The organism is Haloarcula sp. DT43, assembly GCF_037078405.1.
Classification (GTDB): Archaea; Halobacteriota; Halobacteria; order Halobacteriales; family Haloarculaceae; genus Haloarcula; species Haloarcula brevis.
The window spans coordinates 620,292-640,275 of the sequence record NZ_JAYMGZ010000002.1; the positions used below are offsets into that span (position 1 = coordinate 620,292).

A 19,984-nucleotide genomic window follows, 5' to 3' on the forward strand; every position below is an offset into this window, starting at 1 on the left:
TATCGGCCGATGATATTAATATCAAGAGTGGACGAATCACTGACATGGACCAGTACGAACGGCCGGGGGAGACGGTACGACTGTCTCCCGAGCGACTCGATACGCTGCTTCGGGCGCTGGCAGCCGAACCGAGGCGGCTGACGTATATCTATCTCGACGAACACGAGTCGGCTGCAATCGAGCCCCTCGCTGACGCGGTCGTGGAGTGGTCGCGGGCGCGCAGTCGGACCACCGACCCTCCCGACCGCGCCCACATGCCCACCGCGCTCCACCACCGCCATCTCCCGGCCCTCGACGAGGCCGGCATCGTCTCCTACGACGCCGACGAGCAGACCGCGGCGCTGGCGTCGCTGTCGCCCGCCACGACCGAGGTTCTCTCGAAGATACTCGACCTCGACGCCGTTGGACCGAGCCGCGAGGACTGAACGCGGTCGCTACTCCGGACACGCCAGCGGCACCCGAAGCCCGAGTCCGTCGCGCTCTATCGGCGTCCCGAAGGGCCGAGAGCGCGCTCTGAGCGTCTCACGGAGCCACTCCGCCACTGCGTCGTCGGCGCGCCGGACCTGCGCGTACGCGTTCTCGACCGGCGTGAGTTCGAGCGCGGCCAGCCGCCCGCCTTCGACGCGGAGTTCGAACAGGAAACTCCGGTCGTTGCGGTATCCCTCCTTGACAGCGTAGTCGTCGACGAAGTTGCCGGTGTCGTACATGATGGGACGGCCGCGGTACACTTCGACGCCCTGGAGGACGTGGGCGCTGTGGCCGTGGACCACATCGGCCCCGCGGTCGACGAGCCAGCGGGCGAACGCCCGCTGTGTCTCGCCCGGTTCGGTCACCCAGTTCGGCCCCCAGTGGGCGGTGACGACGAGCAGGTCCGGGTCGGCGTCGCGGGCCGCCGCCAGTGCTCCGCCGACACGCCGCCGAGTCAGCGGGTGGCTCGGGTCCAGCGGCGCGTAGGCCGTCCCGGGACGGTTCCGACTGGCGGCGTAGCCCGGCGACTGGTCGGTGACGGCGACGACGGCGAGAGTGAGCTCGCCGACTTCGACCACCGCAGGCTCGAACGCGGCCTCCCTGTCCGACCCGGCCCCGGCCGCGGCGACGCCGCCGTCCGCGAGGTGCGCCGTGGTGTCCGTCAGCGCCGCCGGTCCGAAATCGAGCAGGTGGTTGTTCGCCAGCCCCGCGCAGGTCACCTCGGCACGCTCTAGCGCCGGCACGGCCCAGTCGGGGGTCGCTCGGAAGTGGAACGTTCGGCCCGGTCGCGGGTCGCCCCGCGTCGAGACGCAGCACTCGAGGTTCGCCACGAGGCCGTCGAGCGACCGGAGCCGGTCGAGCATCGACCCCCAGACAGCGGTCGGCCCCTCGGGGTCGTCGCGCCAGCGCTCGTCGACGCTCCGGCCCAGCATCACGTCGCCGACGAAGCCGAGCCGGAGCGCCTCGTCGGTGGGGACCGACGGCGGACACGTCACGGCCACCTCGCTCGCGCCGCCGAGACAGCCGGCGAGACCACCGACGCCGGCGAGGGCGAGGCCGGCCCGCGAGGCGTCCGCGAGAACGCGCCGTCGCATCGGAGACACGTGGAGAACTGAGGGCGGGACCGACCTTGAATCTCGGCCCCGCTACGCCCCGTCGACGACGTGGGCGTCGGCGGGGTCGAAGCCGACGGTCACCGTCCCCTCGGGCGGGTCCTCGGCCCGGAGCAGGACCTCGCGGCCCGCCCAGTCGAGGTGGACGCGCGTGGTCTCGCCGAGGAACTCCGCGCTCGTCACGTCCGCCGTCAGTTCGTTCCGGCCGGCGTCGACGGCGAGGCGCTCCGGGCGGACGCAGACGGTGAGCCGGTCCCCGACAGTGGCCGACGCGTCGGCCGCGTCGGCATCGAGCGCGACGGCGAACGCGGCGTCACCGACGGCCACGTCCGCCAGCCGCCGCCCGTCCTCGTCGGTCCGCACCGCGGTCACGTCGCCGGCGAAGACGTTGTTGTCGCCGACGAACGTCGCCACGAACTCGGAGGCCGGTCGGTGGTAGACGGTCCGCGGCGGCGCGACCTGCTCGACCCGGCCCTCGTTGAGCACGGCCACGCGGTCTGACACCGCCAGGGCCTCCTCCTGGTCGTGGGTGACGTAGACGGTCGTGATGCCGAGTTCCCGCTGGATCTCGCGGACCTGCACGCGGAGGCGCTCGCGGAGCTTCGCGTCCAGCGCGCTCATCGGCTCGTCGAGCAGGAGCACGTCCGGGCCGGGGGCGAGCGCGCGGGCCATCGCCACCCGCTGGCGCTGGCCGCCCGAGAGGGTGTCGGGGTCGCGGTCGCCCATCCCACCGAGGTCCACCAGGTCGAGCAGGTCGGCCACCCGCTCGTCGGCGCTGACGCCGCCGGGCGGGTCGGTGAACCGGAGCCCGTACGCAACGTTCTCGCCGACGCTCATGTGCGGGAACAGGGCGTAGTTCTGGAAGACGACGCCCACGTCGCGGTCCTCCGGGGGAACGCCGGCGACGGACTCGCCGCCGAACCGGACCGTCCCCGCCGTCGGCTCCTCGAAGCCGGCGACGAGCCGGAGCGTCGTCGTCTTGCCACAGCCGGAGGGACCGACCAGCGTGAAGAACTCCCCCTCGCGGACGGACAGCGAGAGGTCCGAGACGGCGGTCGTCTCGCCGTAGCGCCGCGTGACGCCGTCGAGGGAGACGGCCGGCGGGCCGTCGAGGTCGCCCTCGCCACCGCCGCCCGGCGGGCGTTCAGAAGCCAACGTCGTCACCCCCGAGGCGGTCGATGAGCAGGAAACTCGCGCTGGTGACCACCAGCAAAACGACGCCCATGGCCGTCGCGGGGCCGAGCCGACGGCCGATGAACCGCTCGATTGCGATTGGCATCGTGAACTGGCTCGTCCCGGAGGCGAGGACGACCGTCGCCGAGAACTCCCCGATGGAGATGGCGAAGGCGAACGCCGCGCCGGCGACGACGGCGGGCCACACGAGCGGGAGTTCCACGTCCACGAGCGCCCTGGCGCGCGGCGCGCCGAGCGCGCGGGCGGATTCGACCAGCGTGTGGTCGATGCCTTCCAGTCCGGGCGCGACCGTCCGGACGACGAACGGGTAGCCGGCGACGGCGTGGGCGGCGACGATGGCGAGGCCGCCGCCGACGGCGAGTCGCGTCCCGCCGACCTCGACGCCGAAGACGAGGCCCCGAAGCAGGCCCAGGCCGACGACGATGCCCGACACGGCAAGCGGGGCCATCGCCACCGCGTCGACGACCTTCCGGCCGCGGTAGTCCCGCGTCGTGAGGACGGCGACGACGACGCCCATCGGGAGCGCGACGGCGAGGGAAGCGACGCCGAACAGCAGCGAGTTCCTGACCGCGTCCCAGGGCTTGACCTGGAACGACGCGCCGGTCGTCTGGCGGTCGATGAGGAACTGGTAGTGCGCCAGCGTCAGCCCCTCCGGCCCGCTGAGGCTGGCCAGCACCATGCTCGCTATCGGCGCGACGAACACCGCCAGCGCGACGGCGGCGTAGGCGGCGAGCCCCATTCTGGGAAGCAGTTCCCGGACCGAGAGCGACGGAGGCGTCAGCGGCCGCCGCGGGAGCGGGCGAATCCCCCGCGACCGGACGGTGTGGCGCGCCTCGTAGCGGAGGTACGCGTACAGCAGGCCCAGCGAGATGCCGAGCTCCAACAGGGCGAGCGCGGCCGCCTCGGCGTACTCCAGGTCGCGGATGAGCCGGTAGACGAACACCTCGACGGTCGCCAGCTGGAACCCGCCCAGCGCGAGGACGATGGGGAAGGTAGAGAAGGTGAACACGAAAGTCAGCGCCGCCCCCATCAGCACCGACGGGTACAGCTGCGGGGCGACCACGTCGCGGAACGCCCGGGCCGGGCTCGCGCCGAGGCTCCGGGCCGTCTCGACCGCGCTGGCGTCGACGGACTCCCAGGCGGCGGTCGTCACCCGCGCCACCAGCGGCGCGTTGTAGAAGGCGTGGGCGACGACGACGGCTTCGAGCGTGAACAGGAGATTGACCTGCCCGAGACCGAGCGCGCCGAGGACGGCGTTGAGCGTCCCGCGCTGTCCGAACGTGGCGACGAAGCCGACGGCGACCATGATGGACGGGAGGACGAAGGGGAGAATCGTCAGTGACCGGAGCGTCCGCCGGCCGGGGAACTCGAACCGGGCCAGCAGATACGCCGCGGGCAGCCCCAGGGCGACGCTTGCGACCGTCGACAGCGCCGCCTGGTACGCCGTGAAGCCGATGACACCGAGCCGGCGGTCCGGCGCCAGCGCGCTCTCGACGACCGCGGCTATCGGCTCGCCCGCGAGCAGGCGGGCCGGCTCGCCGAGGTAGAACGGGTCCCGGAGTATCGAGACGAACACCCGCGCGGTCAGGCGGCCGTCTACGAGCACGCTGTCGACGAACACCGTCGCCACCGGGTAGTAGAAGATGCCCAGCAGCAGGGCGACCGTCGCCGCCGCGAGCGCCAGCAGCGCATGGCGTTCGACGCTGTCGCGAACCGCGCGGCGTCGCCCGCCGTGGCCACTACCGCCGGCCTCGTCGTCCCCGCCACCGTCGGAATCTCGGGCCACGGTCGCGGTCAGTTCGAGGCGAACTGCCGTTCCCAGTCGGATATCCAGCCCGAGACCGAGCCTCTGAGTTCGTCGTAGCCGAAAGTGACCGGCTCCGGGGGCTCCTGTGCGAGTTCGGCGTAGTCCGCGGGGAGTTCGGCGGACTCGGTCGCCGGGAACTGGACGTTCCGGACGGCGATTTCGCCCTGAATATCCGGACGCAACAGGAAGCCCATGAACTCACGGGCGAGGGTGGGCGTGTCCGCTCCGTCGAACACCGCCATCCCCTCGGGGTTGGCGTAGCCCTGGTCGTTCAGGAAGCGAATCTGGTGTTCCGACAGGTCGGCGTCGTTCTGGTCGGCGAACACCTGGTCGGTGGAGTAGGAGACGACCATCGGGGCCTCGCCGCCCGACCAGGCGCTGTAGGCGTCGCTCCACGACCCGAGGACCCGGACGTCGTTGTCCTGCAGGTCGCTCCAGTAGTCCAGGTAGCCGTCGGGGCCGAACTGCTTGATTGTGTGCAGCAGGAACGCCCGTCCGGTCGCGGAACTGGCTGGGTTCTGCGTGATGAGGTCGCCGGCGTGCTCCTCGGCCAGCAGGCCCTCGAACGTCTCCGGCGCGGTGGTCGCCGTGCCGTCGAACACCAGGCTGATGTAGCCGGTGTCGTAGGGAATCGCCCGGCCGTCGGGGTCGAACTGCAGGCCCGGCTTGATGTCGTCTCGCCCGGCTACGTCGCCGACGTCGGCGAACAGCCCGTCGTCGAGCGTCTCGTCGACCCGGACGAGGTGGTCGGTGTTCAGGCCGAGGTACATGTCCGCCTCGATGTCGACGCCGGCGTTGCGGCGCTCGATGTAGTGGTTGAGTTCGTTGCTCGGCGTCTGCCAGACCAGTCGGGCGTCGAACTCCTCCTCGAAGCGCTGTTTCACCCACGCGCCCGGACTCGTCGACGGCGAGTCGATGAACGCGCTGTAGGTCCCGACGACGAGCGTCTCCTCGGACCCGTCGGCGTCGCCCGTTGTCGTCCCGGCGGGCGTCGACTCGTCCGTGCTCGACCCATCGCCACCGCCGCCCAGTCCGGCACAGCCTGCGACGGAGAGCGATGCCGCCGCGCCGGCCGCTGTCAGGAACGAACGTCTATCCATTACTCCGTGGTCACACCCAGTGGTACTTAACCCCGCTGTTCCCGCTACCGGACACAGCTTTTTGCTCGTCCGCTCCGAGCGTGGTGGTACGAAATGTCCCGCGACGTTCTCAATCGGGCTCCCGACGACCGCATCCAAGCGCTGGATGCGGACGGCGAAATCGTCGCGCCCGACCTCATGCCGGACCTCTCCGACGAAGCGCTGGTGTCGATGTACCGCGACATGCGCTTCGCCCGCCGGTTCGACGAGCGGATGATAAGCCTCCAGCGGCAGGGCCGGCTCGGCACCTACTCGTCGCTGGCCGGCCAGGAAGGTGCCCAGGTCGGGTCGACCTACGCGCTGGCCGATGCGGACACTATCTTCTACCAGTACCGGGAACACGGCACGCTCGTCGCCCGGGGGCTCCCCTGGGAGTACGTCCTCTACTGGATGGGCCACGAGGCGGGCAACGCGGCCATCGGCGACGTGAACGTGTTCCCGCTGAACATCTCCATCGGCGCGCACCTTCCCCACGCGGTCGGGTGGTCGTGGGCGGCAAAGGGCAAGGGCGACGAGCGGGTCGGCGTCGTCCACTTCGGCGACGGGGCCACGAGCGAGGGGGACTTCCACGAGGCGATGAACTTCGCCGGCGTGTTCGAGACGCCGACGGTGTTCTTCTGCAACAACAACCAGTGGGCCATCTCCGTGCCGCGGGAGCGCCAGACCGCCAGTCAGACGCTGGCACAGAAGGCCGACGCCTACGGCTTCGACGGCGTCCAGGTCGACGGCATGGACCCGCTGGCGACCTACACCGTCACCGAGGCCGCCCGTGAGCGGGCCGTGGGGGCCGACGGAAGCGAGGCCGAGCCTGTCTTCGTCGAGGCGGTGCAGTACCGCTTCGGCGCGCACACGACCGCCGACGACCCGGACGTGTACCGCGACGACGCTGAGGTCGAGGAGTGGCGCGAGCGGGACCCACTAGCCCGTATGGAGGCGTTCCTCCGGAACTGCAATCTGCTGGACGACGGGAAACTCGACGTGATGGACGACACCATCGACGAGCGCCTCGGCGAGATTATCGACACCGCCGAGGCCCACGCGGCGGACCCGACGGACCTCTTCGCCGACGTGTACGCGGCGTCGACGCCGAACATCGACGACCAGCGAGAGTACTTCGAGGCGCTCCGCGAGCGCCACGGCGACGACGCCCTGCTGGAGTCCGAGTAGCTGACCGAGCCTGTTATTGCTATCCCGTCGTTTCCGTCTACTGTGACAGAGTGGCCACCGGTCGACCCCGCCGACGCGACGGCCGTTGCACAGCAGCGCGACGAACTGGTCGCGGCGGTCCGCGACCACGCCGGCCAGGTCGCCTACCAGCTCGCTCGGCTGGAGGGCGGCGACTACGGGCAGGCGGACATCGAGACCGACCGCGGCGAGTGGACCGTGAAATACGAGGGCGGCGACCTGGAGTACCTCCGGTTCTCGCCCTCGCGGGGCTCGGACACCTACGTCATCTCGACGAAACAGCCGCCCGAGCCGGAACCGCTGGCCGACGCGCTCGCCGACTACGACGCCTTCGTCGAGGGGTTCAACGACTACGTCGCCTCGCTCGACGGCGTCCTCGACGACGTGTCGACCGACTTTCCCGACATCGCCACCACCGACGGCGTCGTGGTCGAGCGCGACCGCGTCCTCGGGCGCATCCGCGACGTCTGTGACCGAATCGCCCGGGAACTCCAGCGCTACGAGGGCGGCGACTACGGGACCTTTACCAGCCGAATCGGGGGCACGCGCTGGGAGCTGAAGTGGGACACGGACGGGGCGTCGTATCTCCGGGTCGGCGGCAGCAGCGGGCTCTACCTCCTCTCGCAGTACGAACCGCCCTCGGCGGCCGACATCCGCGAGTACGCCCCGCAGTTCGCGGCCTTCGTGGCCGCGTACAACGACCACGTCGAGGACCTGGAATCGGACCTCGGAACCGTCGACCTCTGACTGGCCGGTCCCGCTTTCGACACCGTCTCTCGCCGAGCGGCCGGTGTGTCGGTCGCGTATCCTGCTGTCCCGGCTAACCGCCATACTGCAGCCGGATTACTACAGAATACCACCGAACGATATGTCGGCAGTGTTTTGAGGGGGCATCTCCCAAACCGGAGGTATGAGTCGGACCGAAACCGTCGACAGTTCGGCCGTCAGCAGGGGTACCGTGGGTGACTACGTCGAGGCGATGGGGCCGTCCTGGATTGCGGGGGCAATCGCCGCCGGCCCGGCGACGATTGCCAGCCTCGTCACCGCGGGCGGCGCGTTCGGCTACAGCCTCCTGTGGGTCGTCGTCCTCTCCGCGGGGGCGGGGGCGCTGGCCCAGTACCTCGCCATGCGGTTGGGACTGCTGACCGAGCGGGGCATCGTCGGCGTCGTGGAGGACCACCTCGGCGACGCCTGGGCGTGGCTGCTCGTCGGCGACGCAGTACTTGCCGCCGGCGTCGCGCAGTTAGTCATCATGAAGACCGTCGCCACTGTCTCGGCGACGGTGACCGGTATCGACGCGCGGGTCTGGGGCGTCGCCTGGGCGCTCCTGCTGGCCGCGGGGCTGGCCGGCGGCGGCTACCGCTTTCTGGAACTGGGCGCGAAAGTCCTCGTCCTGCTCGTGGTCGTCGCGTTCGTCGCCAGTCTGTTCGTCGTGCCCATCGACGCCGGCGCGGCGGTGAGCGGCCTCGTTCCGTCCGTTCCATCCGGGAGCGCGCTGGTCGCGGCCGGCATCCTCGGCGGCGCGGTCCACATCACGCTCATCACGATGCACTCCTACACGATGCGGGCACGGGGCTGGACTCGCGACGACTACGACCTCGCGACGGTCGACGTGGGCGCATCGATGCTCGTGGCCTTCGGCGTCTACAGCCTCGCCATCTTTCTGGTGACGGCGAGCGTGCTCACCTCCGGGGACCTCACGACGGTCGGCGCTGCGGAGGCGCTCGGTCCCCTGGTCGGCGACAGCGCCCGCTGGCTGTTCCTGCTCGGTCTGTGGGGCGCTGCCGTCTCGACGCTCGGGGGCAACACCATCGTCCCGCCGTTCCTGCTGGCCGATAAGCTCGGCTGGGGCACCACCATCGAGGACGGTCGCTACCGCGGGCTGCTCGTCGCCGTCGCGCTGCTGTCCGCGCCGGGGGCGTTCATCGGCGGGAACGTGCTCGGCCAGCTCGTCCTCGTGCTCGCGCTCGGGACCGTCGGCACGCCCTTCGTCATCGCCGTCGTCCTCTATCTCCTGAACTCCGATGCGGTCCCGGAACCGAACTCGACGCTGGCCAACGTCGGCGGGCTGGCCCTCCTCGCGGTCTCGGGCGGCCTGGCCGCGAACTTCGTCGTCGAACAGCTCGGCGGCGGCGTCGGCCCGCTGTCCGGGTTCGTGCTGGCCTTCGCCGTCGCGCTCGGGCTCGCCATGGCCGGCCTCGGCGGGAAGTTCCTGCGGGAGGAACTCCTCGCGTGACCGGCGTCGAGGTCCCGCTCTCGGGGTCGACGCTAGTCGTCGGCCGGTCGAACGCCGGGAAGACGCGGACGACCGCCGCCGCCCTCGACGCCTGGCTCGACCGCGAGGGGCCCGACGGCGTCGTCGTCCTCGACTTCGCGCCCGAACTCGAACGGGACGGGACCGTCCTCGGCGGCCGCCTCGACCGATTCACCACCGTGCCGGAGTCGGTCTGGGTCGGCCGTATCGACGCCAGCGCCCCCCGAGCCGAGAGCGAGACGGCTGACGGGGCGGTCGCGCTCGCTCGGGAGAACGCCCGGCGTGCCGAGCGACAGCTGGACGCGCTCCCGGCGGCCCCGCGAGCGGTGTTCGTCAACGACGCGACGATTCCGTTCCAGCACACCGCCGCCGCGGTCGACCGGCTCACCGCGTACTGCGACGGGGCGGACGTGGCCGTCCTCAACGCCTTCGACAGCGACGAACTGGGCGTCGACGACCCGGTCTCGCGGGCCGAGCGGGACGCGCTCGACCGGCTCCGGCACTGGGCCGACCGGACCGTCGACCTGTCGTAGCGAGCGGGACAGAGCGCCCGCCGGGATTTCGTCCCGGTTCGCCGCGCCGACCGGCCGTTACCCGCCGCGTTTCCGGAACCAGACGCGCTCGCCGACGGGGCTCTCGCCGTCGTCGATGTCGAGCCGACTGACGAACAGGTCCCGGATAGCCACGGTGACGACGAGTTCGCTCTGCTCGCCGGACTCGTCTTCGACGGTGACGACGCAGTGGCCGTCCCGCTCCGTCAGCCCGGTGACCGTGCCGACCGTCCAGCGGTCGCGGTGGTGTGACGGCTCCCGTGCGTGAATGCGGTCGTGGTCCATCGGGCCGGCTTCACCGGTTCCACTCGTAGAACCACCACGCGCCGCCCAGCACCATCAGCCCGACGCCGAGCGTCGAAGTCGCAGGCTCTGGAATGATAAACAGCACGAGTCCGGTGAGCACCATCCCGACCGGTTCGAGTTCGTCGAGGAACTTCGTGAAGTCCATGTCCGGTGGTTCGCCCGCCTGTGGTATAGAGGTTCGTCCGGTCGCGGGCGAGAACGGCGTCGCTCAGCGAAAGCGGAACGTTTCGAGGTTCTCCGGCGCGAAGGTCCGGATGTTCTGGTCGTGGTACAGCGACGAGGAGAGGTCCTGCGTCGCCGACTCGTCGCCGTGGACACAGAGGATTTTCTCGGGCCGGGGGTTCATCGTCTTCACGAAGTTCTCCAGCCCCTGGCGGTCGGCGTGCCCGGAGAAGCCGTCGACCGTCTCGACGGTCATCTCCAGCGGGACCGTCTCGCTGCGTCCGCTGCCGCCGACGGGCACCTCGTCGACGCCGCGCTGGACCCGGTTGCCGAGCGTCCCCTGTGCCTGGTAGCCGACGAAGGTGAGCGTCGAGTCCGGGTCCGGAGCCAGGTGTTCGAGCCAGGACAGCACCGGCCCGCCGGTGAGCATCCCGGAGGTCGAGAGGACGATGCAGGCGTCGCCGTCGGCGATGTCCCGCCGCTCCTCGTCGCCGCCCTCGACGTGGGTGAACTGGTCGGCGAGGAACGGATTTTTGTCCTCGTCGAAGATGCGGTCCTGCAGGTCGTCCCGGAGGTACTCGGGATAGGTCGTGTGTACGGCCGTCGCCTCCCATATCATCCCGTCGAGGTAGACCGGTATCTCCGGGATGTCGCCCTTTCGCATCGCCTCTTCGAGGACGAGGAGGAGTTCCTGTGACCGCCCGACGGCGAAGGTCGGGATGAGGACCGTTCCACCGCGGTCGGCGGCGTTCTGGACGATTTGCTTGAGCTTTCGCTCCGAGTCCTCCTGGTCGGTCTGGTAGTCGTTGCGGCCGCCGTAGGTCGACTCCAGCACGAGCGTCTCCACGCGGGGGAAGTCGTTGACAGCGCCGTCGAACAGCCGCGTGTCGTCGTAGTGGATGTCACCGGAGAAGGCGACGTTGTACAGGCCGTCGCCGACGTGGAAGTGACACACCGAGGAGCCGAGGATGTGGCCGGCGTTGTGCAGCGTCAGTTTGATGTCCGGCGCGATGTCGGTCACGTCACCGTACTCCAGCGGGATGGTGTGTTTGATGGCCTCGCGGACCATCTCGGAGTCGTACGGCGGGGTCCGGCCGTCGTCCGCCGCCGTATCGAGGTAATCGAGCGTCAGCAGGCCCATCAGGTCCCGCGTCGGTTCCGTGCAGTAGATTGGGCCGTCGTAGCCGTACTCGAACAGCAGGGGGACCAGCGCGGAGTGGTCCAGGTGGGCGTGGGTCAGGACGACGGCGTCGATGCCGTTGGTCCCGGCACCGAACGCCTCGGGGATGTCCAGGTACGGCTGTTCGCCGTTCGAGCCGGGCTTGTTGCCACAGTCGACGAGAATCCGCGTGTCCGGCGTCGAGAGGATGAAGGCAGCGCGGCCGACCTCCCGACAGCAACCCAGCGTGGTGATGCGGACGTACTCGTCGTCGGACATCGGGTCGCGGTGTATCTGCCTGCCGACCCGTTCGAGGATGTCCCGGCGGTCCTCGCGCTCCTGTTTGAGGAAGTTCCGGACGTTCTCGACCGTCGAGGACTCGATGGGCGGCGTCCGGACGACCTCGGGCGTCCAGCCGACCTCGCGGGTGATGTCGCGCAGGGTGGACCCGCGCCGCCCGATGGCGACGCCGGGGCGCTGTGCCTGGACGACGACCTCGCCGGTGTCGGTGTGGAAGTTCAGGTCCACGACGCCGGCTTCCTCCGGGATGATGTCCCGAATCGCCGCCTCGGCCTCTTCCGGCGGGGACAGCACGTCGGGGTCCGGACGGACCGTGATGCGCTTGCGGAGTTTCGACGCGAGCCGGCGAACGAGGTCGCTGTTCGCGGCGAACTCCTTCGGGTCCCGCGTGTATATGACGAGTTCCGGTCCCTCGTAGGTGACGTCCGTGACCGAGATGCGGGGCGGGACTTCCTCGTCAATCGTTGCCTTCACGTCTTCGAGTTGCTTGTCTACAGTGCTCATAGCTCAAAACGGGGTGTCCTCCCGGCGGGGCCGACCACGGCTGCTGGGGGCCGACCTGGTGCCGCGGGATGTACGCTCTCTAACAAAGTCATCAGTTATCGGTGAGTTGCCTCCGGACGTGGAGAGATGTCCGGAAAACCGTCCTCTATTTCTCAGTATTCCCTTCGTGTTATAAAAGCCTTCGCAATACGGAGGTCGAGACCGTCCGTGCCCGCAAGCGGTAAACGCATTCCGTGTGAGACACCGGCATGCGACTGACGCCCGAGACCGTCCGGGAGGAGTACGACCGGATACAGGACCGGCGCGACGACGTCGTCCCGCTCGTGAACGAAACCCGGGCCCACCTCGGGGCCCAGTTCGGCGTCGAGGTCGAGACGCTCACCGACGACGCCTACGCGGCCGCCATCGACGAGGTGTTCGCCGACGGCGACCGCGCGGTCAACGCCGCCGCGCTGGCGCGTCTGCTTCGAGACCTGGACGTCGCGGGCGATTACCCGGGGTTCGTCGTCGACGAACTTCTCGGCCGCGAGCTGGCCGCGATTATCGCCGGCGAGCAACCGCTCCGACTGCTCGCGGAAGCGACCTTCCACGTCGCGGACGTGCGGACCCACGGGGACGACGCGGAGCCGGCCGGCGCTGACGACCTCGACGCCGCCCTCGCCGCCGGCGTCCAGACGCGAGTCCCGGGGTGGCCGTGGCAACGGAGCGCGAGCCCGTTCGCCGTGGAGTGAGCCTCCCAGGGACGCGTCGCTCGGTTTCCCACGTCTCGCCGGAAACTGGGTTGTACGAGACACGTCTGGGAAACAAATATCAACCCACGGGATAATTCTGGCAACTATACGGACAGCACTCAGACATGTTTGATGAACAGGTTCCGAGCCAGTGTCCGGAATGTGGGTCGGTGGACGTACGGATACACAGGGTGGCACCGTCCGACCACGAACGCGGGGACGAGTGGAGCCTCCGCGCCGAATGCCGCGACTGCGACGCGTACACCGAGTGGTTCGACTAGGTGTGACCGCGGCGGGTCAGTTCCCAAACGAGAACGACGGCGTCGCCATGAACGCCGTCTCGTACCCCTCGTGACGGGACACCTGCGGCGGGGCGACGACGTCGACGCCGACGGACGGTTCTTCGACCGTCGTCTCGACGACCGCGCCGTAGTGGTACCCGAGGTCGGGGTGGACCGCGGCGGTCAGCGCGTCCTCGAACACCGGTTCGCCGTCGGCTTCCACGGTCCCGTCCAGCGACATCATCGGCAGGGGGACGCGGTTGTACGGCGTCCGGACCGAGACGGCGAGATACGACTCGCCGTCGGCGAGGAACGCGGCGTCCCGGAGCCAGGTGACGGCGTAGACGCCGTCGCTCCCCTTATCGGTCCCGAGGACCGTCCCGGGCAGGGCCGACACCTCGGGCACCTGCGAGGTCGGCAGCATGTCCATGTTCATCAGGTCGACGGCGGCGCGTTCGCCCTGTGAGTCCGGGAACTCCTCGAACGAGAGCTGGTCGAGGGTGCTCTGTGCGAAGTCGAACTCGACCGTCGCCTCGCCGGCCTCGCCGAACCGCCCGTCGAAGGCCCCCAGCCGGCGCTCGCCCATCCCGTTGACGCGGACCGAGAGCTGATAGACGCCGTCGCCGTCCAGGGCGTAGTTGTCGCCGTAGTGAAATCCCATGTTCTGTGATATCATCGGCCACGGGGACTTGTCGGCGACCGTCTCGCCGTCGCGTTCGACGGTAATCGAGAGGCCGGCGGACACCGGCAGCACCATCTCCGTCTCGGGGTCCCAGACGGTCGCCATCAGGTGGACGCTGTCCTCGCTCCGGATGTCGACCCTCTCCGCCGTCGTCCCGGTCACGGTCCAGAAGCGGTGGGGGAACGAGTAGGTCAGCCCGACCATGTACTCGCCGGCCTGTGCCATCCCGGCCATCCCCATCCCCTCGGCGTGGGTGGGCCGGTACGTGGCGTCGGGGCGGTTCTCGACCAGCGGCGGTGCGCGCGTCGACTGCGTGCTCAGCGAGCCACACCCCGCCAGGGCCGCCGATGCGGCGACGCCGGTGCTGGCGAGGAACTGTCGGCGATTCATGGGCCGTCTTGGGTCCTCGTCTGAAAGACCGTTCTGGTACGGCGGCCGAAACCGGGAGCCGGGACCCGCCTGCCGTCACGCGGCCGGGTCCGCCGGCGGCAGCGCGCGCAGCGAGCGCGGCGGCAACAGGTAGTTCCCGCGGCGTGTGACGGTCATGTACTGGAGGATACCGTTGTTGACCTGCTGGCCGACGGCGGAGTCCGCCGCGACGTCGGTCCCGTTCATCGCCTGTTTCGTGGCGACGAAGTCGGCGATGGACCGCTGCAGGGAGAGGAAGTGGACGCCGGCCTCGCCGCCGTCGGTGGAGTCGAAGTCCCGGCGGAGAATCGTCGGCGCGTCGTCCTCTCTGGCCCGGGACATCTTCTGGGCGTGCCCGACGACGCCCTCCCGTCGACTGCTCTCGACCACGTCAGCCGGGCACTCGTCGACGCCGCTGTCGGTGCCGAGGTTCTCGCCGACGCCCTCGACCTTGTCCTCGGCGGCGTGGGCCGGGCAGAACATCTTCGAGACGCGCTGGTCGTGTGACTCCTGCTCGTACCACTGCTGGAGCTGTAGCCGTATCTTCGAGAGGTGCTGGGTCGCGCCGCCGGCGAACGGCCCCGAGTCGACCGTCACGCGGTCCTCGGAGGCCTGGTTGCCGTCGAACCCGGACTTGAATCCCATGAACAGCGGCGCGTCGTCGGGAACCGGCTCGGAGTCCGGAATCCCGTCGGCGTCCTGGTTCTCGGCGGGCAGGCCGGCCCCGACGAACCCCGTCCGGCGGTCCGCCTCGTGCAGCACGCCCTCGAACGTCGCGGTCATCTCGTGGTCGTTGGCGGCTTCCCGGGTGCCTTTCAGCGCTTCCTCGGCCTCGATGACGACCCGCTCGTCGTCGCTGGCGAGGTGCAACAGGGCGTCGGGTGTGTCGAACTCGGGGTCCTCGAAGGGGGCCAGCGCCGCCGGCTCGGGCAGGTCGACGCCGGCCACGTCGGCCTCGAAGCGGTCGAAGTAGGCCGGGCTGTACCCGAGCGTGAACAGCAGCCCCTCGTTGCTCCACTCGTAGGCGCGTTCGAGGTCCCGAAGCGCCGATTCGACCTGCTCGCGGTCGGCGTCGCTCGGCGTGCCGTCGCCGGGGTAGTTCAGCAGGAGGAGGACGTGGTGGCGCGACAGCCGGTGGTTCCCCGCGTCGTCGGTCGCCAGCGCCGCGTTCCAGGCGTGCTGGCGCTCCGGGAGCGACGAGGGGTCGTCGGTCCCCTCGGGAACCGTCCCCGACCCGCGGTCGAGACAGGCGGCCAGCGCCGCGGTGCCGCCGATGGCGACGGCGCTTTTGGCGAACTCGCGTCGGGAGATACCGCGTTCAGTCATCACCCGTTCTAGGGGCCGGCCCTCCAATTGGGTTGTGGTACGGGACTCGAACGCATCCGGTCCCGCGGTTCGGCTACCCGCTCTCGAAGAGCCGGTCCAGCAGCCGGGCGAAGCGGTCCGACAGGCGGTCGGTGGTCGTGGGGTCGACCGCCGCGAGCAGTTCGACCGTCCGCTCCGGCCGCCGGAGCGCCAGCGTCACCTGTCCCTCGGCCCGGCGCTTCTCGACGACACGGTGGTCGACCAGCCCGTCCAGGTGATGTTCGAGCGTGCTCCGGGCGATGTCGAGCGCCTCGGCCACCTCTCCGGGGCGAGCCGTCTCGCGCTCCATGAGCGTCACGAGGATATCTCTCGCCGTCTCCCGCCGGAGGAAGGCGATGGCGTGGCGCTCCCAGGGGTCGAACGACGCCGCGTAGTAGTGGGTGCGCCCGTTGACCGACTCGCTGTGCACCCGGTCGAGTCGGGCCAGGTGGTACTGGACCTGGCCCGTAGCGAGGTCCAGCGCCCGGGTCAGCTCCCGGAAGTGAACGCCCGGGTTGGCCTCGATGTGCCGGTATATCCGGGCTCTGGTGTCGCTCACGCTCCCTCCTCGTCGAGGCGCTTCTCGACCGTCCTGGCGTAGTACACCGCGCCGAGGACGAGGACCACGAACAGCGTATCGAGCGCGTGTTCGAGGAGGTGGTGGGTCGGACCCGAGACCATCGAGAACCCCGACAACAGTGCGACCAGCGGTCGGGCGAGCAGTGCGGCGAGCGCCAGCGCAATCAGCAGGTACGGGCGCGTCCCACGCCGTCGGTAGGCCGTGACAGCGAGGCCACACAGGACCGCCCCGGCGACGGCAGAGAGGCCGACGACGACGGCGATGTCCGGTATCCCGCCGACGGGGTACCCCCCGACACTGTGTAGTTTCATCACGGTCACAGTTCGGGGCCGTCACTCCTGAGTCGTTCGGTCCGGCACGGCTTTTTTATCGGCCCGCTGAGACGTGGCGGTATGGACCGCATCGGCTTCATCTGCGAACCGGAGCATCCGGTGTTCGGTGCCGTCGCGGAGCGGCTCTCCGCCCGGGGGTTCGATGTCGCGTTTCTCCGTCCCGGAAACCCGGTGGCAGAGGCCGACATCGACGACTTGGCCGCGCTCGTCAACACGACGCTCCGGCCCGAGTCGTTCAGCGCGCTCCGGTACGCCGACAGGGTCGGGGTCGAGACCTGGAACGGGTTCTTCGCGACGACGGCGCTGTCGTGCCGGCTCGTCGCCCTCCACGGCCTGGAACAGGTCGGCTGTCGGGTCCCAACCGTCTGGTTCGAGAAGCCCGACTGCGAGTACGTCGCCCGGACCCGCTACTGCTGGGACGGCGTGCCGGCGGGCAGCGACGAGGGTGACTTCTTCCAGGCCCGGGTACGCGAGGACCCGGTCGAGTACAAGTACTTCGCCGTCGACGACGGCCGCGAGACGCACCTGCGGGCGATTCGGGTCCGGTCGGAGGTCTCCGGGCTGGACCGCGTCGTCAGCGAGGAGACCGTCGAGGTGACGCTCGCGGCCCGGGTCCGGGAGCTGCTGGACCGCTTCGGCGCGCGCGCACTCAGCGTCGAGTTCGTCGAGGGCGAGTCGGAGGTCTACGCACAGGCCGTCGACCCCGCGCCGGGGTTCGCCGGAACGGGGATGGAGCGCCGCGTCGCCGACTCCATCGCCTCGCTGACGACCATCGGGGCCTGAGTCCGACCCTCGACCCCTCGACTGGTGTGCCAGGGCACAAGATTCTACAGGCGCACCGACGTGGTAGCGACCGGGGTTCCACATGAGCACCTTCGTCCATCTCGTCGCGGACTACGGCCCGGCCGACCCAGCCTTCTCGGAGGTCGTCCACCGCCTCACCGCTGCCGACCCGACGATGACCGTCCAATCGACCGCAGTCCGGCCGTTCTCGACCGTCGCGACGGGGTTCTGGCTCGCACAGCTCGGCGTCCACAACCCCTCGTTCGACGACCTGCTGATTTACTCGAACACCGCGCCACGGACCGCGGAAACGACGCCGGAGCGGGCGGACACCGGCGGCCCGCTGTGCTATCTCGAACTGGACACCGGCGTCCCCGTCGTCGCCGTCGACGCTGGCTACAACCTCTCGTTTGTCGCCGACCACGCCACGACCGTCCGCGAGGTCGAACTGCCGGCCGACACCGGCCAGTTCCGCTCGCGTGACCTGTTCCCGCGTCGCGTCGCCGAGCTAGCGAACGGGGACCGCTCGTCGCTGGGCGCGGAGCGGTCGCTTGCGGACGTGCCGGCCCCGCCAGAATCCGTGGTCTGTCACGTCGACGGGTACGGGAACGTCAAGACCTCGATTCGGGCCTCGGCGTTCGACCCGGAACGCGACACGGTCACCGTCGAACTCAACGGCGAGTCCCGCGACGCGGTCGTCAGGGACGCCGTCTCGGAGGTACCGGAGGGCACACTCGCCGTCGTGCCCGGCTCCGCAGGCGGCGAGGACCCCTACCAGGAACTGTTCCTGCGGGGCGGCTCCGCGGCGTCGGCTTTCGGCCGACCGGAGCCGGGCGACGAACTCACGGTCCGGGGATAACAGCCCACGCCGGCTCCGCTCGGCGTGCCAGTCCAACCACCCTTCGGGGAGTTTATTAGCGCCCTGGGCCAGGACACACCTAATGAGTGGCGAGCAGGAACTCGGCATCACCGAGAGCAAGGAGCATTCACCCGGCGAGTGGTACGCCGAGGTCGTCCAGAAGGCCGGCCTCGCGGACTACGCCCCCATGGGCGGGTTCATCGTCACGCGTCCACGCGGTTACGCCATCTGGGAGCGCATCCAGAACAACCTCGACGGCTGGTTCAAGGACACGGGCGTCCAGAACGCCTACTTCCCGCTGTTCATCCCCGAGAGCTATCTGGAGAAGGAGAAAGACGTGGTCGAGGGGTTCGACCCCGAGGTCGCGTGGGTGACCCACGGCGGCCACGACGAACTCGAAGAGCGCCTCGCCGTCCGGCCCACCAGCGAGTCCATCATCGCGCCGTTCATGGCCCAGTGGACCCGCTCGCACCGGGACCTCCCGATGCGTCTGAACCAGTGGTGTTCGGTCGTCCGGTGGGAGGCCACCGAGACGAAGCCGTTCTTCCGGACCAAGGAGTTCCTCTGGCAGGAGGGCCACACCGCCCACGCCGACGAGGACGGCGCGTGGGAGGAGACGATGACCCGCCTGGACCAGTACGCCCGCCTCTACGAGGAGGTCATGGCGATGCCGCCGCTGAAGGGCCGCAAACCGCCCCACGACAAGTTCCCCGGCGCGCACACGACGACGACTATCGAGACGCTGATGCCCGACGGCAAGACCGTGCAGGCGGCCACTTCCCACTACCTCGGGACCTCCTTCGGCGAGGCGTTCGACATCACCTACGCCGACGCCGACGAGGAGGAGAACACCGCCCACACCACGTCGTGGGGACTCTCCTGGCGCGCGATGGGCGCGCTCATCATGACTCACTCCGACGACCAGGGGCTCGTGCTCCCGCCCGCCCTCGCGCCCGACCAGGTCGTCGTTGTCCCCATCTGGCAGGAGGACAACAAGGACGAGGTCGTGGAGTACGCCGCGGACCTCGCCGCCGAACTCGACGAGGCCGGCGTCCGCGTCGAACTGGACGACCGCGAGCACCGCAATCCCGGCTTCAAGTACAACGAACACGAACTGCACGGCGTCCCGCTCCGCGTCGAAATCGGCCCCCACGAGGTCGAGGACGGAGAGGCGACGCTCGTTCACCGCCCCGACGGCGAGAACGCCACGGTCGACCGCGAGGGCATCGCCGAGACGGTCGAGGAGCACCTCGACACCGTCCACGCCAAGCTCTACGCCGAGGCCGAAGAGACGCTGGAGGGCGAGATACGCGAGGCCGAGTCCCGCGAGGAGATTCTGGGCACCATCGGCCAGCACGGCGGCTACGTGAAGTGCGGCTGGTGTGGCGACGAGGACTGCGAGGAACCCATCAAGGACGCTATCGCGGCCGAAATCGTGATGGTCCCGCTGGACCGCGACGAGGAGCCGATTCACGACGAGTGTGCCATCTGCGGCGAGGACGCAGAAGAGACGGCGTACTTCGCAAAGAGCTACTGAACCGGCCCGTGCGGAGCGAGGGTCCGCAGTTTTCGCCGACGTTTTGCGACGAGTGGTGCGCGAGCACCCGAGGAAGGAAACGGTCGAGACCCACGGCTACCGGGCAGCCGACTGAAGGAAGGATGGGGTCGGGGAGCGTGTGACGTTTTTCTCCGTGCCCCCGGTGACCACTGCTGGCCCTATGTATATAAATCGCCGTCAGACTACAGTCATACAAACGCCAAACGGCGAACAGATTCCGTCGTGGGAACCGGCGTTGGGCCGCCGCCCGGGAGTTCCCGGCGGGCAGTCGTCCCGTGGCGACCG

At 69.6% G+C, this 19,984-nt stretch carries 20 protein-coding genes; 9 read left to right on the top strand and 11 right to left on the bottom strand.

Translation table 11 applies throughout. The features are described from left to right. Nucleotides 1-44: 44 nt before the first annotated feature. Nucleotides 45-425, top strand: coding sequence for a DUF7344 domain-containing protein (locus VI123_RS10585; protein ID WP_336338011.1), 381 nt, complete (start codon nt 45-47; stop codon nt 423-425). Nucleotides 426-434: 9 nt separating this feature from the next. Here the strand turns inward: VI123_RS10585 and VI123_RS10590 are convergent, their stop codons facing one another. The 4 genes from VI123_RS10590 to VI123_RS10605 are packed head-to-tail and all read right to left on the bottom strand — an operon-like array spanning nt 435 to nt 5,681. Next, nucleotides 435-1,571: a CapA family protein gene (locus VI123_RS10590; RefSeq protein ID WP_407066993.1), complete on the bottom strand. Its 1,137-nt coding sequence runs from the start codon at nt 1,569-1,571 to the stop codon at nt 435-437. A gap of 42 nt (nt 1,572-1,613) precedes the next feature. Continuing rightward, complete coding sequence (locus VI123_RS10595; RefSeq protein WP_407066994.1) at nt 1,614-2,744, bottom strand: ABC transporter ATP-binding protein; 1,131 nt, start codon at nt 2,742-2,744, stop codon at nt 1,614-1,616. After that, nucleotides 2,725-4,560, bottom strand: coding sequence for an ABC transporter permease (locus tag VI123_RS10600; protein ID WP_407066995.1), 1,836 nt, complete (start codon nt 4,558-4,560; stop codon nt 2,725-2,727). Before VI123_RS10600 ends, VI123_RS10595 begins: the two co-directional genes overlap by 20 nt. 8 nt (nt 4,561-4,568) lie before the next feature. Continuing rightward, complete coding sequence (locus VI123_RS10605; protein WP_336338014.1) at nt 4,569-5,681, bottom strand: thiamine ABC transporter substrate-binding protein; 1,113 nt, start codon at nt 5,679-5,681, stop codon at nt 4,569-4,571. A 93-nt stretch (nt 5,682-5,774) separates the two neighbouring features. Between VI123_RS10605 and pdhA the strand changes: the two genes are divergently transcribed. From pdhA to VI123_RS10625, 4 genes are all read left to right on the top strand, one after another. Continuing rightward, a complete protein-coding gene (pdhA, locus tag VI123_RS10610) occupies nt 5,775-6,887 on the top strand; it encodes a pyruvate dehydrogenase (acetyl-transferring) E1 component subunit alpha (RefSeq protein ID WP_336338015.1) in 1,113 nt (370 codons plus the stop codon). 42 nt (nt 6,888-6,929) lie between these two features. After that, nucleotides 6,930-7,652, top strand: a complete 723-nt coding sequence (locus tag VI123_RS10615) for a hypothetical protein (protein WP_336338016.1) — start codon at nt 6,930-6,932, stop codon at nt 7,650-7,652. 163 nt (nt 7,653-7,815) lie between these two features. Next, the gene (locus VI123_RS10620) at nt 7,816-9,141 is read left to right on the top strand and encodes a divalent metal cation transporter (RefSeq protein WP_336338017.1); all 1,326 of its coding nucleotides are present in this window, start codon (nt 7,816-7,818) and stop codon (nt 9,139-9,141) included. Beyond that, nucleotides 9,138-9,692 carry a hypothetical protein gene (locus tag VI123_RS10625; protein WP_336338018.1) on the top strand — a complete coding sequence of 185 codons (555 nt, stop codon included), beginning with the start codon at nt 9,138-9,140 and terminating at the stop codon, nt 9,690-9,692. The genes VI123_RS10620 and VI123_RS10625 overlap by 4 nt, the downstream gene beginning before the upstream one ends. Nucleotides 9,693-9,749: 57 nt before the next feature. On the opposite strand, the gene VI123_RS10630 is transcribed toward VI123_RS10625, so the two are convergent. The 3 genes from VI123_RS10630 to VI123_RS10640 all read right to left on the bottom strand — a co-directional run bounded on the left by VI123_RS10630 (nt 9,750) and on the right by VI123_RS10640 (nt 12,141). Further along, on the bottom strand, nt 9,750-9,995 hold the full coding sequence (locus VI123_RS10630; protein WP_336338019.1) for a DUF7861 family protein: 246 nt from the start codon (nt 9,993-9,995) through the stop codon (nt 9,750-9,752). A gap of 10 nt (nt 9,996-10,005) precedes the next feature. Then, nucleotides 10,006-10,161, bottom strand: a complete 156-nt coding sequence (locus tag VI123_RS10635) for a hypothetical protein (RefSeq protein WP_336338020.1) — start codon at nt 10,159-10,161, stop codon at nt 10,006-10,008. A gap of 63 nt (nt 10,162-10,224) precedes the next feature. Continuing rightward, nucleotides 10,225-12,141, bottom strand: a complete 1,917-nt coding sequence (locus VI123_RS10640; protein WP_336338021.1) for a beta-CASP ribonuclease aCPSF1 — start codon at nt 12,139-12,141, stop codon at nt 10,225-10,227. A gap of 248 nt (nt 12,142-12,389) precedes the next feature. Here VI123_RS10640 and VI123_RS10645 point away from each other — a divergent pair, with 248 nt between their 5' ends. Beyond that, a complete protein-coding gene (locus VI123_RS10645; RefSeq protein WP_336338022.1) occupies nt 12,390-12,872 on the top strand; it encodes a hypothetical protein in 483 nt (160 codons plus the stop codon). 297 nt (nt 12,873-13,169) lie between these two features. On the opposite strand, the gene VI123_RS10650 is transcribed toward VI123_RS10645, so the two are convergent. The 4 genes from VI123_RS10650 to VI123_RS10665 form a co-directional block, all read right to left on the bottom strand. Next, entirely contained in the window at nt 13,170-14,225 is a 1,056-nt protein-coding gene (locus tag VI123_RS10650; protein ID WP_336338023.1) for a twin-arginine translocation signal domain-containing protein, read from the bottom strand. Nucleotides 14,226-14,300: 75 nt separating this feature from the next. Continuing rightward, complete coding sequence (locus VI123_RS10655; protein WP_336338024.1) at nt 14,301-15,569, bottom strand: DUF7405 family protein; 1,269 nt, start codon at nt 15,567-15,569, stop codon at nt 14,301-14,303. A gap of 73 nt (nt 15,570-15,642) precedes the next feature. Then, on the bottom strand, nt 15,643-16,146 hold the full coding sequence (locus tag VI123_RS10660; protein WP_336338025.1) for a winged helix-turn-helix transcriptional regulator: 504 nt from the start codon (nt 16,144-16,146) through the stop codon (nt 15,643-15,645). Further along, complete coding sequence (locus tag VI123_RS10665) at nt 16,143-16,478, bottom strand: DUF7471 family protein (protein ID WP_336338026.1); 336 nt, start codon at nt 16,476-16,478, stop codon at nt 16,143-16,145. The genes VI123_RS10660 and VI123_RS10665 overlap by 4 nt, the downstream gene beginning before the upstream one ends. An 81-nt stretch (nt 16,479-16,559) precedes the next feature. Here VI123_RS10665 and VI123_RS10670 point away from each other — a divergent pair, with 81 nt between their 5' ends. The 3 genes from VI123_RS10670 (at nt 16,560) to proS (ending at nt 19,678) form a co-directional block, all read left to right on the top strand. After that, nucleotides 16,560-17,282: a hypothetical protein gene (locus VI123_RS10670; RefSeq protein WP_336338027.1), complete on the top strand. Its 723-nt coding sequence runs from the start codon at nt 16,560-16,562 to the stop codon at nt 17,280-17,282. An 82-nt stretch (nt 17,283-17,364) separates the two neighbouring features. Continuing rightward, the gene (locus VI123_RS10675; RefSeq protein ID WP_336338028.1) at nt 17,365-18,141 is read left to right on the top strand and encodes an SAM hydrolase/SAM-dependent halogenase family protein; all 777 of its coding nucleotides are present in this window, start codon (nt 17,365-17,367) and stop codon (nt 18,139-18,141) included. 82 nt (nt 18,142-18,223) lie between these two features. Then, nucleotides 18,224-19,678: a proline--tRNA ligase gene (gene proS / locus VI123_RS10680; protein WP_336338029.1), complete on the top strand. Its 1,455-nt coding sequence runs from the start codon at nt 18,224-18,226 to the stop codon at nt 19,676-19,678. Nucleotides 19,679-19,984: the final 306 nt, after the last annotated feature.